Annotated in this window: 11 protein-coding genes and 2 tRNA genes; 7 read left to right on the top strand and 6 right to left on the bottom strand. The window is 37.5% G+C overall.

The annotated features are described in order from the left end of the window. Nucleotides 1-203: 203 nt before the first annotated feature. Together PREBIDRAFT_RS02800 and PREBIDRAFT_RS02795 are read left to right on the top strand one after the other, a co-directional pair. Nucleotides 204-590, top strand: coding sequence for an ISAon1 family transposase N-terminal region protein (locus PREBIDRAFT_RS02800; protein WP_004336204.1), 387 nt, complete (start codon nucleotides 204-206; stop codon nucleotides 588-590). Then, the gene (locus tag PREBIDRAFT_RS02795) at nucleotides 556-1,548 is read left to right on the top strand and encodes an ISAon1 family transposase (RefSeq protein WP_004339125.1); all 993 of its coding nucleotides are present in this window, start codon (nucleotides 556-558) and stop codon (nucleotides 1,546-1,548) included. The genes PREBIDRAFT_RS02800 and PREBIDRAFT_RS02795 overlap by 35 nt, the downstream gene beginning before the upstream one ends. A gap of 131 nt (nucleotides 1,549-1,679) precedes the next feature. Here PREBIDRAFT_RS02795 and PREBIDRAFT_RS02790 read toward each other — a convergent pair. Together PREBIDRAFT_RS02790 and PREBIDRAFT_RS02785 are read right to left on the bottom strand one after the other, a co-directional pair. Next, a tRNA-Lys gene (locus PREBIDRAFT_RS02790) sits at nucleotides 1,680-1,752 on the bottom strand. Nucleotides 1,753-1,785: 33 nt separating this feature from the next. Continuing rightward, nucleotides 1,786-1,858, bottom strand: a tRNA-Lys gene (locus PREBIDRAFT_RS02785). Between the two features lie 417 nt (nucleotides 1,859-2,275). Between PREBIDRAFT_RS02785 and PREBIDRAFT_RS02780 the strand changes: the two genes are divergently transcribed. The 3 genes from PREBIDRAFT_RS02780 (at nucleotide 2,276) to PREBIDRAFT_RS02770 (ending at nucleotide 5,509) form a co-directional block, all read left to right on the top strand. Then, entirely contained in the window at nucleotides 2,276-3,214 is a 939-nt protein-coding gene (locus tag PREBIDRAFT_RS02780; RefSeq protein ID WP_036875421.1) for an IS30 family transposase, read from the top strand. 267 nt (nucleotides 3,215-3,481) lie between these two features. Beyond that, nucleotides 3,482-4,393, top strand: a complete 912-nt coding sequence (locus PREBIDRAFT_RS02775) for a nucleotidyltransferase family protein (RefSeq protein WP_004336094.1) — start codon at nucleotides 3,482-3,484, stop codon at nucleotides 4,391-4,393. Between the two features lie 75 nt (nucleotides 4,394-4,468). Beyond that, nucleotides 4,469-5,509 (top strand): DHH family phosphoesterase, encoded by a 1,041-nt coding sequence (locus PREBIDRAFT_RS02770; protein WP_004336097.1) that lies wholly within the window; start codon nucleotides 4,469-4,471, stop codon nucleotides 5,507-5,509. Nucleotides 5,510-5,605: 96 nt separating this feature from the next. Here the strand turns inward: PREBIDRAFT_RS02770 and PREBIDRAFT_RS02765 are convergent, their stop codons facing one another. From PREBIDRAFT_RS02765 to PREBIDRAFT_RS02750, 4 genes are all read right to left on the bottom strand, one after another. Next, on the bottom strand, nucleotides 5,606-7,753 hold the full coding sequence (locus tag PREBIDRAFT_RS02765) for a peptidylprolyl isomerase (RefSeq protein WP_004336099.1): 2,148 nt from the start codon (nucleotides 7,751-7,753) through the stop codon (nucleotides 5,606-5,608). Nucleotides 7,754-7,846: 93 nt separating this feature from the next. After that, on the bottom strand, nucleotides 7,847-9,112 hold the full coding sequence (locus PREBIDRAFT_RS02760; RefSeq protein WP_004336108.1) for a hemolysin family protein: 1,266 nt from the start codon (nucleotides 9,110-9,112) through the stop codon (nucleotides 7,847-7,849). Between the two features lie 13 nt (nucleotides 9,113-9,125). Next, nucleotides 9,126-9,794, bottom strand: a complete 669-nt coding sequence (gene lptC, locus PREBIDRAFT_RS02755) for an LPS export ABC transporter periplasmic protein LptC (protein ID WP_004339119.1) — start codon at nucleotides 9,792-9,794, stop codon at nucleotides 9,126-9,128. 6 nt (nucleotides 9,795-9,800) lie between these two features. After that, nucleotides 9,801-11,111 carry an OmpP1/FadL family transporter gene (locus PREBIDRAFT_RS02750; RefSeq protein WP_004336112.1) on the bottom strand — a complete coding sequence of 437 codons (1,311 nt, stop codon included), beginning with the start codon at nucleotides 11,109-11,111 and terminating at the stop codon, nucleotides 9,801-9,803. A 152-nt stretch (nucleotides 11,112-11,263) separates the two neighbouring features. Between PREBIDRAFT_RS02750 and PREBIDRAFT_RS02745 the strand changes: the two genes are divergently transcribed. Together PREBIDRAFT_RS02745 and PREBIDRAFT_RS02740 are read left to right on the top strand one after the other, a co-directional pair. Next, nucleotides 11,264-12,493: an Lnb N-terminal periplasmic domain-containing protein gene (locus PREBIDRAFT_RS02745; RefSeq protein ID WP_004336114.1), complete on the top strand. Its 1,230-nt coding sequence runs from the start codon at nucleotides 11,264-11,266 to the stop codon at nucleotides 12,491-12,493. A gap of 14 nt (nucleotides 12,494-12,507) precedes the next feature. Next, nucleotides 12,508-12,864, top strand: a complete 357-nt coding sequence (locus PREBIDRAFT_RS02740; RefSeq protein WP_238295892.1) for a hypothetical protein — start codon at nucleotides 12,508-12,510, stop codon at nucleotides 12,862-12,864. The last annotated feature ends 207 nt before the right edge of the window (nucleotides 12,865-13,071 follow it).

The following is a 13,071-nucleotide window of genomic DNA, read 5'->3' as shown; positions in this document are numbered from 1 at the left end:
CTTTGGGCCACTGCTCGTCAAAAAGCGTACCCGTCCAGTCGCTTGCACTCTCAGGCAGGCGTTTCTCGCTGCGCCTGCCAAATACCATGCGCTCAAGTTCAAGAATACGACGGGACTTTTGTTCCAGCTCAGCATCCTTAGGCTCAGTAGAAATTTAGTGGGGGATATTTTCATAATTGTTTTATTTTTCTTTCCTTTGTATTATGGAAGAGAAATATCTTTATCAGTTAGCCGAGTTAGTTCTTCCCAGCGAAGTCCTTCGGTATTTTTCAATAGTTAGGATAGAAAAGGATTCTACCTTGTTTCGTATTTATTTAGATGAGAAGATGGAAACGGAACTTCTCGATGACCTCCACTTTGAATCAAAGGGTTTTATGGCAGTAGTTGATATAACGGACTTTCCTATTCGTGATCACAAAGTAATCCTTTCCTTTCGCCGTCGTCGCTGGGTTGATACTCGTACAGGTAAAAGCTTCTCCTTGCCCTTACCCATAGATCTTACTTCCTCTGGAACTCGTTATAGTAAAGAGTTCGGAGCTTTTTTAAAAGAAACGTATGGAGACATCCCCCGTGACCTGCCGTACGCTTGAGGAATTTTATCATATAAATGGACATACTTTTGAGAAGCAATACAAGGAAACTTTAAGTGGTTATAGGGATTGGGAGCAGTTGTCCCATGCTGATAAATGGGTATTGTTTTCCGAGAATATAGGTAAGTTTCTTGCTATTGACGAGGTGGCTCTCTCGAATGGTGAATTATATACCCTCGTTACTAATCGTGATAAACACGGTAAAGAAGGCTGTTTGGTAGCTATTGTGGCAGGTACAAAATCAGATGAAGTCTGTAAGATATTAGATAAAATAGATGAACAACAAAGAGAACAAGTAGAAGAAGTTACTTTAGATTTATCTGATACAATGCGTAAAATTGTACATCATTGTTTTCCTAAAGCTCAAAGAGTTATTGATAGATTTCATATCCAAAAGTTAGCCTGTGATGCAGTACAACAGATAAGAATAGATTATAGATGGGATGCAATACAGGAAGCCACTGATGATATGGAAAATGCTAAATTAGAGGGTAAAAAATACGAACCATTTATTTATGAAAATGGAGATACGCGTAAAGAGTTATTGGCAAGGAGTAGGTATTTACTATTTAAGTCTGCTGATAAATGGACTACAACACAAAAACAGAGAGCTAAAATATTATTTAGAGAATACCCCAAACTCAAGATAGCGTATGGACTATGTCATTCGTTAAGGATGATTTTTGCTAAAAATACTATTAAAGATGCTGCAAGACTAAGCATGGCTAAGTGGTATAATAAGGTAGAAGAAGCTGGATTTCATTCCTTTAATGTGATTGCTGCAACATTCTATGAACATTATAATGATATACTCAATTTCTATAACAACAGAGCTTCAAATGCGGCAGCAGAATCGTTTAACTCAAAAATAAAATTATTCAGAGCCAATCTAAGAGGAGTTACGGATAAAAAATTCTTTATTTTTAGATTAAGTAAACTATATGGATATCCCCACTAAATTTCTACTGACCCGTTTTACGACTGACCCAAAATAAATAGATCCTAAATAAGATGATCAAACCGATAGCATTCCCAAAGCATACAAGACTACCAAAACAACAAAGAGAAGCTATTATAGCTTCTCTTTTGTACACCCTTAGGGATTCGAACCCTAGACCCACTGATTAAGAGTCAGTTGCTCTACCAACTGAGCTAAGGGTGCAAAAATAAAATGTATATACGTGCATCAAAACTGTACACCCTTAGGGATTCGAACCCTAGACCCACTGATTAAGAGTCAGTTGCTCTACCAACTGAGCTAAGGGTGCTCATTTTGTTTTTGCGAGTGCAAAGGTACTACTTTATTACCAAACTGCCAAAACTTTCTATTATTTTTTACAGATATTTTTTACTTAACGACCTCAACTTCATATAAGCACAGCCATACTACTTTATCTTGCACACAAAAATACCACCACGAAATAAAAACAAATATTTGAAAACTTTTCTATCTGAAGCTTCTATTTCAGCTATTTCAACTTGTATCCTGCGCTAAACGCCACAATATGTGCAAGTTCCAAAACGAAGTGCAATAAAAGAGTAGCCCTCACCGAGAGATGCAGACGTTCTCGAAGCGTAGCGAGAGGTTGTCTGCATCTCTCGGTGAGGAAAAAGAAACAACCAGCAATACAAATAAAAAAAAGGAGACCTCTGTCTCCCAAAGATTAACTAACTTTGTATTGTTTATGTATCATCAATTAATCTCGGAGCAAAGGTCGCAAATTTTCGCCTTACTCCAAAAGAAAACAGGGAGAAAAGAGATTGCCGCAATCGTCGGCATCAGCCAGTCAACACTTTCGCGTGAAATCAAACGCAACAGTACGTCATCGGGAAAGTATATTTGGACAAAGGCACACGATATGGCTATGCAGCGCAGAAAGAGAACGGTAAAGAACGCCAGGCTCTCCGATGAATTAGTCTGGAGGATTAAGGAATATATCACTAATGATCAGTGGTCTCCACGACAAATATCAGGTTATCTGCGCAAGAGTGAGGGGATAAAGGTATCCCACCAATCCATTTATAATATCATCCATAATGATACAACAGGGGAACTTGCCAAACACACAAGACATAAGATGAAATACAGGCATCGTCCCAAGGGCAGACATCTTCCAATTAAAGATAGGTTGAGTATCCATGAAAGAAGTAAGGAAGTTGACGGGAAGAGATTCGGAGATTTTGAGATGGACTTAATCGTAGACCCTGACCAGCATGCCATACTCACACTGGTGGAGAAATCCACCAATATGCTACTTATGCAGAAACTGCCATTTGGAAAGCAGTCAAAGCCTCTGGCAAAGGTAGTTAGGAAACTACTGCTACCATACAAAGACAGTCTGAAGACCATTACAACAGACAACGGACCTGAATTTGCAGCACATAAGGACATTACCAAGTTCTTAGGCGTACCCGTGTACTTCGCTGATCCATATTGCTCATGGCAAAAGGGAGCTATTGAGAATACAAATAAACTAATCAGACAATATATACCGAAAAAGGATTCGTTTGAACATTACACAGACAAGAGAATAATGTCGATACAAAAGAAATTGAACGAAAGACCGAGAGAAAAATTAAACTTTTCTACACCAAAGTGTGAATTCTTCAAATACGTTTTATAATTTTGCACTTGCTAGTTGACTCTACGTATGTCTATCAAATACTAAAAACTACTAACAAGTTGATTTTTTACTCTTTCTTTTTCTTATCTTTGCATAAGATAGGCTGCATTCAGCAATAATCAAGCAAGCTTGTATTGCATTCACTTGCACTATCTTTGCATAAGATAGGCTGCATTCAGCAATAGCCAAGCAAGCTTGTATTGCATTCACTTGCACTATCTTTGCATTACAATTAAAATATAAGATACAAAACTTAAGAAAAAGAAAATGAAACCAACATTATTACTTTTGGCTGCTGGCATGGGTAGCCGTTACGGTGGTTTAAAACAGCTTGACGGCTTAGGTCCAAATGGTGAAACTATCATGGATTACTCTATCTATGACGCTATTCAAGCTGGCTTTGGCAAGATTGTATTCGTTATCCGTAAAGACTTCGAAGAGCAATTCCGCACACAAGTATTATCAAAATATGAGGGACATATCCCTACTGAACTCGTTTTTCAAAGCATTGATAATATTCCTGAAGGCTTCTCTGTTCCTGAAGGCAGAGAAAAACCATGGGGTACTAATCATGCCGTACTTATGGCAAAGAATGTTATCAATGAACCTTTCTGTGTTATCAATTGTGATGACTTTTATAGCCGCGATTGTTTTAAGGTAATAGGAAACTTCCTTGCCAACCTACCAGAAGGAGCTAAAAATCAATATGCGATGGTTGGCTTTCGTGTAGGCAACACCTTGAGTGAAAACGGAACGGTATCACGTGGTATCTGTACAACAAACGCCGAGAAGCATCTTGTTGACGTTGTTGAACGTACAAAGATAGAGCGTCGCAACGGAAAAGTACAATATATTGGCGATGAAGGCGAATGGGTTGTTACCGACGATAACACCCCTGTATCTATGAATGTTTGGGGCTTTACACCTGACTATTTCGAATATAGTGAAGCCTACTTTAAAGAATTTCTTTCTGACAAGAAAAACATCGAGAATAAGAAGTCAGAATACTTTATTCCGCTCATGGTAAATAAGCTCATCAACGATGGCACTGCTAGTGTAGAAGTACTTGATACTACAAGTTCATGGTTTGGTGTAACCTACCCAGAAGATCGCGAAAGTGTTGTAACTAAAATACAATCATTAGTAGACGAAAGTGTTTACCCTAGCAAACTTTTCTAACTATAAGCTATTGCAATAAAAAGAATATATCAAAGAACATATCCTTTCGATATGTTCTTTTCCATATAATATTATATGTTTGAACTATTAGAACGGCAAGAGACCGCTCAACTAAAAGAGGCTATCTCTGCTGCCAACAACATTGTTATTTGCGCCCACAAGTCTCCTGACGGCGATGCTATAGGCTCTACCTTAGCGTGGAAGCACTTCCTGCAGCAGCAAGGTAAGCAAAGCGTAAAGGTGTGCTACCCCGATGCCACTCCCGACTTCTTACAGTGGCTTCCTGGCTTTAAAGAAACTCTAAGATACGATAGGCAGACTATACAAGTAAAACAAGCTTTCAACAATGCTGATCTTGTTTTCTATCTCGACTTTGGTCAAAGCTCACGTACTGAAGATATGCAAACAGTATTAGACACTTGTCAAGCACCTATTATCCTCATCGACCATCATCTACAGCCAAAAGGCAATTACCTCCTTCAGGCATCATTTACGCAGCTATCAAGTACTTCAGAAATTATATTCAATCTTATTTACCAACTAGGTGGTTACGATAATATGACAAAGGCTTGTGCCGAATGTATCTATTGCGGTATGATGACTGATACAGGCGGGTTTACTTATAACTCTACCCGACCAGAGATTTTCTCTATTATCAGTTTGCTATTACAAAAAGGCATTGATAAGGACAATATATATAATAAGGTGTTTCATAACTATTCAGAACATGCTTTGCGCCTTCGTTCTCATATCATTTTAAACAAAATGAACTATATAGAAAACCTCCATGCTAGCTATTTCATAATAACCAAAAGCGATCTTCAAAAATTTCACTTTATAAAAGGCGACTTAGAGGGTTTAGTCAATACCCCACAACTCATCAAGGGACTTAAACTTAGCATCTCTCTTCGTGAAGATACAGAAAAGCCAAACCTTATTCTTGTAAGTCTTCGCTCGTCAAATGGTTTTCATTGTCAACCTATGGCAACCAAATTCTTTAATGGTGGAGGACATGCTGATGCTGCTGGAGGCAAACTCCACTGTTCTATGGAAGAAGCCGAGCAAGTTACTATTAAAGCACTGCTTGCATATAGAGGTGAATTAGAAAAGAATTAGAAAATTAGCTCACAAAAACCGTTCATTAACAAAAAAAATACAAAAGCCGCTCTACAATTGTAGAACGGCTTTTTTATATTAAAGTTTGATATATCTTTAGAAGAATAGATAGCGATTATCAACTACATGTGCCTTTAACACTAGATCTTGCATATAGTTACCTACTAGTTGCATTGCTTGTTGAGCAGATTGCTGTTCAAGCTGTGTCTCATTAAACTTAGAACCTGCACGCATAGCCTTCTTTACAACATGGAAAACATATACACCAGCATTACCCTTTACAGGAGCTTTTGAGAACTGACCTTGTGCAGTTGCAGCAACAGCACCAGATAATGCGGGTTCTACTGAACCTACAGCTTGAATAAATGCTGGAGAAGCAAAAGTAATTTGGTTAACAGTAGAAACCTTAGCGCCCTTAGCTTGAGCTGCAGCAATAGAGTTTACACCCTTTAGCTTAGCCATTAGCATTTCTGCTTTCTTATCCTTCATTACTTCACGCTTTAGCATTTCCTTAACCTCAGCATCATCCCAAGGACGATAGCCTTGTTGGTGAATACCATTAAGAGCAAGTACCATCATGTGATCGTTATCGCCTACTTCATAAAGTGGAGAAATATCACCCTGCTTAGCATCAAAGATCCATTTCAAAACATCGCGTGTACCACGAATACCTGCCACATAATGTTCAGCAGTTGTAATACCCTTCAAATCTTTAACTGAATAACCATATTTACCTGCATTCTTTTGAATATCAGCTAAAGTAGTATTCTTAGCTACAAACTCTGAGAATTTGTTGTAAGCAGCTGCACGTGTATCTTTAGAGAAATCAATAGCTTTCTTAATAACAGCAGCTACGGTCTTTGTTTTCATAGCTTTCTTATCAAGCACCTGAAGGATAACATTACCTTGGGTTAAAGCTACGTTCTGCGTAGCGTTTACCTCACCCTTCAAAATTGCCATCAAGAAAGTACGATTATCTTGACCCATGCTAGCAGAACCTTCATATTGTTGTCCTGTCAACCATGTTTTATCTGCTGTCTGACCATAACGCTTAGCAATAGCAACGAAATCGGCTCCACCAGCTAAAGCCTTCTGAATAGAGTCAGCCTTTGCCTTAGCTTCATCAGGAGTGTTTGCAACAACCTGAATCTGACGGAACTGTATAGAGTCAGGCAATTGCTCCTTAGATAGTACACGAATAATGTTTAAAGTATTATCTTGCACGTTTTCAATAACCCCTGTTGTACCTACTGCCAAAGAATCAATCTTAGATGCAATATCAGGATACTGCTGATAAGCCTTACTGCTTACAGGAATACCAAGATAAGGAATCATACTACCGCTCTTGCTTGCAACAGAAGCAACATCTGTAGCAGAAGCCAATTGCTTTTGGATATTGTTCATATCTTTTACAATAGCATTACGATCAGCAGCACTTGCCTTTATTTGAACATCAACATACTTTACATCACGTGTTTCAACAGTCTGACGGAAAGCACCTTTCAACTCCTCATACTTAGCTTTTAGATCCTCATCAGTGATCTTAACATCAGCATCCTTAACACTACTATAAGGAAGAGCTGCAAGCTGAATTTGAGCTTCCTCATTGTTGTCCTTGAAAGCAAGCTTAGCTTCTGCCTTATTAGAAAGCACACAAGAAGCTAGCAATCCTTGATACTTCTGAGCAAGAAGTTGAGAGCGAAGGTTCTTTTCTACAAATAGCCAATAGTTATAAATGCTCTGCATTTGCTCTAGCTGTGGAGATTTTGCAGCCTTAGCCTTATTATAGCTATCAATAAACTGCTTCAACGCATTTACATCGAAACGACCAGTTTGCTGATTAACAAAAGGAGTTTGAGCAAGTGCAGGGTTAGTACCATCATTCAATACATTTTGCATTTCCTGCTCTGTTACTGTTAATCCCACTTTCTTAGCATCAGCTTCTAATACACGATTGCTAACAAGTTGTTGCCATACCTGATCTTTTACCTGATTGAGTTCTTCCTCAGATAAATTATCACGTTGCATTGTTAATTTAATAGCCGACTGATATTCTTCAATCAACTTCTGGAAGTCTTGATTACTGATCTTCTCGCCAAGAATTTCACCCACTTGTGAATGTTGTTCAGCCTTCAAGCCTGAACAAGAGCGGGCACCTTCTTCAACAAGAAAACCAAGCAAGCCTAAACCGATAACTATCATCAGTAAGGCTCCTTTGCTTCTAATTTTTCCTAATGCTGCCATTTTAGATATTTATTTTATTTTTAATTATTATCTTTTCAAAAAGTGCCTACAAAAATACAAACAAAAATACAATTAACATAATTTCTGATGCATTTAATCTTTAGAAAGTACCTTTAATTTAACGAGTTCTATTTTTGTCATAGTCTTTTTTATAATTCGGATTTCATAATTATCAACTTTGACAATCTCGTTTAACTTAGGAAAACTTTGGTAAGTATATAAAACCAATCCACTAAGCGTCATATATTCATCATTCTCTGGAAGATCAAGATCAAACATATCATTAACCTTGTCTATTTCCAAGCGAGCCGACAATAAATACTCGTTATTACCAAGATCTTTAGCTATATATTTGGCACTATCATGCTCGTCTTCTATATCACCAAATATTTCCTCCACAATATCTTCTAACGAAACAATACCACTAGTCCCTCCAAACTCATCTACCACTACTGCTAAACTCTTTTTTTGCAAAAGAAAGATCTTCATAAGATTTTGAGCAGTCATTGTTTCTGGCACAAAAGGCATCTCAAGAATATGCTCCTTCCAAGTTTCTTTATGACGGAAAAGCTCTGAAGAATGGATATACCCTTTAATATGATCAATATCATCAGTATAAACTAATATCTTAGAATGTCCGCTCTCGATAAAGCGTTGTTGAAGTTCTTCTGTACTACAATCTTCCTCTACTGCGTTCAGTTCGGTTCGAGGTACCATGCAATCACGCACCTTTGTATCAGAGAAGTCTAAAGCATTCTGAAAGATTTTTACTTCATCTTCTATTTCATCATCGCTCTTTGCATTATCAATAGAACTTTGTACAAGATAATCAAGATCAACCTTCGAGAAAGTGTTAGTATCCCTTTCTTTATCTATCTTCACACCCACTATACGTAAAAGTATATTAGAAATAAATGTAGCAAACTTACTAATAGGCCAAAGAACAACAAAAAAGAGGTAAGCTAGAGGGGCAAAGAAGGTAAGCAAACGGTTAGGATTACTCTTAAACAATGATTTTGGCACAAACTCACCCGTAAAAAGAATAACAAGTGTAGACAGAAGTGTATCACAAATTACTCTTGTTGCTGGCTCAAAAGCATAAAATAAAGTGGTATCGAAGATCTTAGCAAACAAAATACCATAAATCACGAGTACAATGTTATTGCCTACTAACATCGTAGAAACAAAACCATCTGGGTTTTTATAAAAAACAGATAAACATCGCTGTGCTAGCCCATTTTTTTCCTTATCCATTTCAGCTAACAAACGATTACTTGACACAAACGCTATCTCCATTCCTGAAAAGAATGCAGATAGTATCATGGTAATAACAATTCCTATAATCGAGTCAATATCCACTTATAAGCAAGTTTTATTTTTTAGTTCGGTTAAACACAGGGCCTTTCATGTTATCTTCATGCAGTGTGTCTATAGGAGCAGACGAAGACATGGGGGGCATTGATCCACTGTTCATATTAGGTTCTGCAAAAATACTCCAACCTTTTGGATTTCGGATTTCGTAATCCATCATTTGTTCATCGCTCTTAAACCACGTGCCGCGCATTTCCTTATCTGGTGTCTTTAGATAAGAATAAGCATGCGACCATATTTGATGTTCGCGCTCGTCCCATGTTAGCTGACTACTCCTAAAGACTAACCCATTAGCTGTAAGCACATTTACACGTCCACGAAGCACCCAACGCTGTAGCTGATCATAGTATATTGCAGAGTCGCTTTGAATATATCCTACAACATGTTTCTTTAAGTCGAACTGTGTGAGGAGAATACCTTTATTAAATATCCAGCGAGAAGGGTTACGAAGTTGGTTTACTTCCCACTCTTCAGTTACGATACGATATTTTATCACACCAGAATCGGAAATTAATGTGTTCACACCATAAGTCGTCATTACAGACACCGAATCGCGATCGTGAATGGCAGGTGCAGTATGCTCATGCTCTTGAGAACATGAAAACAATAGCGTACAAAAGCCACTTACAGTAACCAATAAAAATGCTAAATAATGGAATGAACTTTTCATTAATCCCTATTCTACCTTAAACTTAGCAAACCAACGCTCATTAAAGGTTAATCCAACATTAATACGGAACATATTTTCCTTTATCATACCTATAACGCTCTGATTAACCCACTCGGCACTAATATTCAACATGCCTCGGTTGCTATAACCATTTGACAAAGGCAATCCAAGCCCAATTGAAGCAGATAGCTCTTTAGGGCCTTCCTTGCCGTTGATTTTTAAATAAGGTGTTGCATAACTTACACCAGCACGAAAGTGCATACGGTTAATGTATCCACGATACTGATCGCCATTGGTATAATCGGCTCCAAGCGAAACCTTATGCCTATCCTTATATTGATTGGTTACTAGCCCATAGCTTGACACACCCTTAGCATTAGTAGTAAACCGCGGTGCTTCTAAGCTCGACCATTTTTGTAGTTGATAATCAATACCTAATTTTAGCTTATTGCTATGATTATACATCAAGCCTGCTCCAAAAGTGTGTGGGATTTTTAAGCCATCATCAATTTTAAACTGTGTAGTATCTGAAATTGCAGTTTGGGAGTTGTTAGAAATAAGCAAGCATGCTGGATTACCATTTAGTTTATGTCCCAATGAATAGGTTGCACCAATGGTAAGCTCATCTTTCTTCGATAACGGAAGCGTATATTGCATTCCTAAATCAAGCTTATAACTTCTTACAGTCGTATTATAACTCTTTGAAAGTGTCTTTACATAAGCATCGCTATAAGTATTTACGACATTGCGTTCTAAGTTTCCCCAAAGATAAGCAATATTAAAACCAAAGGAGAAATTGCGGAAAGGCATATAACCAGCACCTAGATAAACAGCATGAATACCGCCCTTGCCTGAATAGGTATTAGTGTAAGTAGCATTAACCGATGATGTACTTGGAAAAGCATTTACGTTAGCAGTGTTGCTATAATCGTAACCAATGTTTGTGTATGGCACTAAACCAAAACTCACACCAAAATGCTTAAAAGCACGAAAGGAAGCCACAACATACTCAATATCGGCATTTTTTGCATTTCGCTTTGTACCATTTTCATTAAAATTGGTAAGCTGAATACTTAAACCTGCATCAAAGATGAAACTAAGCGAGTCGACGGATGCGTATGAAGCAGGGTTCTGATAGTTCACCTGATTATGTTCATGAAAACCATAAGCCACGCCAGCCATACCACGATTAAAACTTGTAGATTGTGGAGCTATGGTTCCTAAGCCAAACTGACTATATGGAGAATTGGTGCCACTCTGGGCAAATGCGCCAACTGATGACAAGCCAATTAAAGCTAATGCTATTACTTTTTTCATTCTGTTTGTGAGTGCTTTATTATTTACACATTATATACAATGGGTACAAAGTTATGCAAAAAAATTGGTATTGATTGAAACACATTAGTATAATTTGTTTTTTTAAGGCTTTCTTTGGCATATCCTTTTTTTCTGTTACCTTTGCAAGAAGAATGAGAATACGCTACTTTTACATATTGCTCCTTAGTTTGTTTGCAAATTTGCAAATATGGGCTGATAGTCCTAAAGTAGAACCCTTCGCATTCAATCCTAAAACTTTACAGATTTCTCTCCTTACTTGTTCTCCCGGGAAAGAGGTTTGGTCGCTATTTGGACATACAGCTATTCGCTTCAAAAGCGAGCAAACTAACACCTACGATGGCAATATAGACATCGTGGTAAACTACGGAATGTTCTCTTTTAATCAGCCCAACTTTGTTCCTCGTTTCGTTCTTGGTAAGACCGATTATCAAATGGGCATTATCCCAATGGAGCTATTTATGAACGAATATGCTTACGAAAATAGAGGCGTAACAGAACAAGTACTCAATCTTTCTGAGAAAGACAAAGAAGCTATTGCTAAAGCACTTCTAGTAAACTATCAACCAGAAAACGTAACATACAGATACAATTTCTTTTATAACAACTGTACTACTAAGGCAAGAGATCTTATTGTAGACCATCTAAGTAGTAAGGTAACCTATAATAATAAGGTAGCGGATGTTAGCTTTAGAGAACTTACTCATCGCTATAATGCCGTGGATAAATGGGCACAATTAGGCGATGATTTGTTGCTTGGAATGAAAGCCGATAGTCCTACCAATAGGTCAGAGCAGCAATTTCTACCCAATAATCTGATGTACGATTTTGCCACTGCCACTTATAATGGTAAGCCTTTGGTAAGCAAGACTAACCAACTACTCACCATCACCCCACATAAGGAGAAATCGGGAGAAATAGATTACACTCCTATCTTTCCACCATCCCCAATGTTGTGCGTAATAATATTTACATTTATCGCATTTATTATTAATCTTATAGAGGTAAAAAAGGTAGTCGCTTTTCGTCTCTGGGATGCGTTATTGATGCTCATTACAGGACTAATGGGCGTGGTATTCACCATTATGATTTTCTCCGAACATCCATGCGTTAGTGCTAACGGACTACTCCTTATCTTTAATCCGCTGTCGCTTTTCTTCCTTTATCCTACGATGAAAAAGGACAAAACGCTAAAGAAAAACTTATGGTGGAGACTATGGGCAGTGCTAATTGTAGTGGGGCTTTTAGTGGGTTTTATACAATACTACCCTACTCCTATTGTAATTATGGCACTATTCTTGCTTCTTAATTGTGGCGTTCATGTTTTGCTTGAACACGAAAACAAATTGAAAACAATAAGATAATGTCTTCGATAAAAATGAATAAATACATCACAGCCCTACTCGTTGTACTTGCAACAACTGGCGTAGAAGCACAGACTTACCAATCGGCATTAAAAGCGGTGTTGGGCGATGTAGCTATCGAAAATCCTAATTATCATCAAGTCTATAAGGAGTTTGAGGATAATATTATCAATATCCTTAAATCGATAAACGAAGAAAACGACGAAAATAAAGTAGAACCAACGCATGCAAAACTTTTTGCTTGCCAAATTGACATAACGCTTTGTCAAACCATAAAAGACAGTTATTCATTAAATATTCCGAAGAATAAGATAGTATTACCCAGTCCTTCTACAAATTCTAGTATCTTTATTCGAGGTCCCAATGCTTAGTAAATAATCTCAACAGTTTTTGTTTATTCATTAAACAATGATTGTTTGAAGAGTAAAAGGTACCCTTTTATGAAGCAAAAGGTGATCTTTTACACACTAAAAGGTAACCTTTTACGACATAAAAGATCACCTTTTTAAAAGCATTAGGTAAAGATCTCATTATAAGCAATTTACAGAAGAAGTAATAATAAATAAAGAATAAAATAG

The sequence above is a fragment of the Prevotella bivia DSM 20514 genome (assembly GCF_000262545.1).
Lineage (GTDB): Bacteria > Bacteroidota > Bacteroidia > Bacteroidales > Bacteroidaceae > Prevotella > Prevotella bivia.
The sequence above is the reverse complement of the archived record's forward strand: the minus strand, read 5'-3'. Positions and strand labels throughout refer to the sequence as shown.

What these genes read in the sequence shown, in the direction of transcription:
- PREBIDRAFT_RS02795 (WP_004339125.1), top strand. Translation starts at nt 556, where the DNA reads ATGGAGACATCCCCCGTGACCTGCCGTACGCTTGAGGAATTTTATCAT.
- lptC (WP_004339119.1), bottom strand. Translation starts at nt 9,794, where the DNA reads ATGAAAAGTTCATTCCATTATTTAGCATTTTTATTGGTTACTGTAAGT.
- PREBIDRAFT_RS02800 (WP_004336204.1), top strand. Translation starts at nt 204, where the DNA reads ATGGAAGAGAAATATCTTTATCAGTTAGCCGAGTTAGTTCTTCCCAGC.
- PREBIDRAFT_RS02740 (WP_238295892.1), top strand. Translation starts at nt 12,508, where the DNA reads ATGAATAAATACATCACAGCCCTACTCGTTGTACTTGCAACAACTGGC.
- PREBIDRAFT_RS02770 (WP_004336097.1), top strand. Translation starts at nt 4,469, where the DNA reads ATGTTTGAACTATTAGAACGGCAAGAGACCGCTCAACTAAAAGAGGCT.
- PREBIDRAFT_RS02750 (WP_004336112.1), bottom strand. Translation starts at nt 11,111, where the DNA reads ATGAAAAAAGTAATAGCATTAGCTTTAATTGGCTTGTCATCAGTTGGC.
- PREBIDRAFT_RS02745 (WP_004336114.1), top strand. Translation starts at nt 11,264, where the DNA reads ATGAGAATACGCTACTTTTACATATTGCTCCTTAGTTTGTTTGCAAAT.
- PREBIDRAFT_RS02775 (WP_004336094.1), top strand. Translation starts at nt 3,482, where the DNA reads ATGAAACCAACATTATTACTTTTGGCTGCTGGCATGGGTAGCCGTTAC.
- PREBIDRAFT_RS02780 (WP_036875421.1), top strand. Translation starts at nt 2,276, where the DNA reads ATGTATCATCAATTAATCTCGGAGCAAAGGTCGCAAATTTTCGCCTTA.
- PREBIDRAFT_RS02765 (WP_004336099.1), bottom strand. Translation starts at nt 7,753, where the DNA reads ATGGCAGCATTAGGAAAAATTAGAAGCAAAGGAGCCTTACTGATGATA.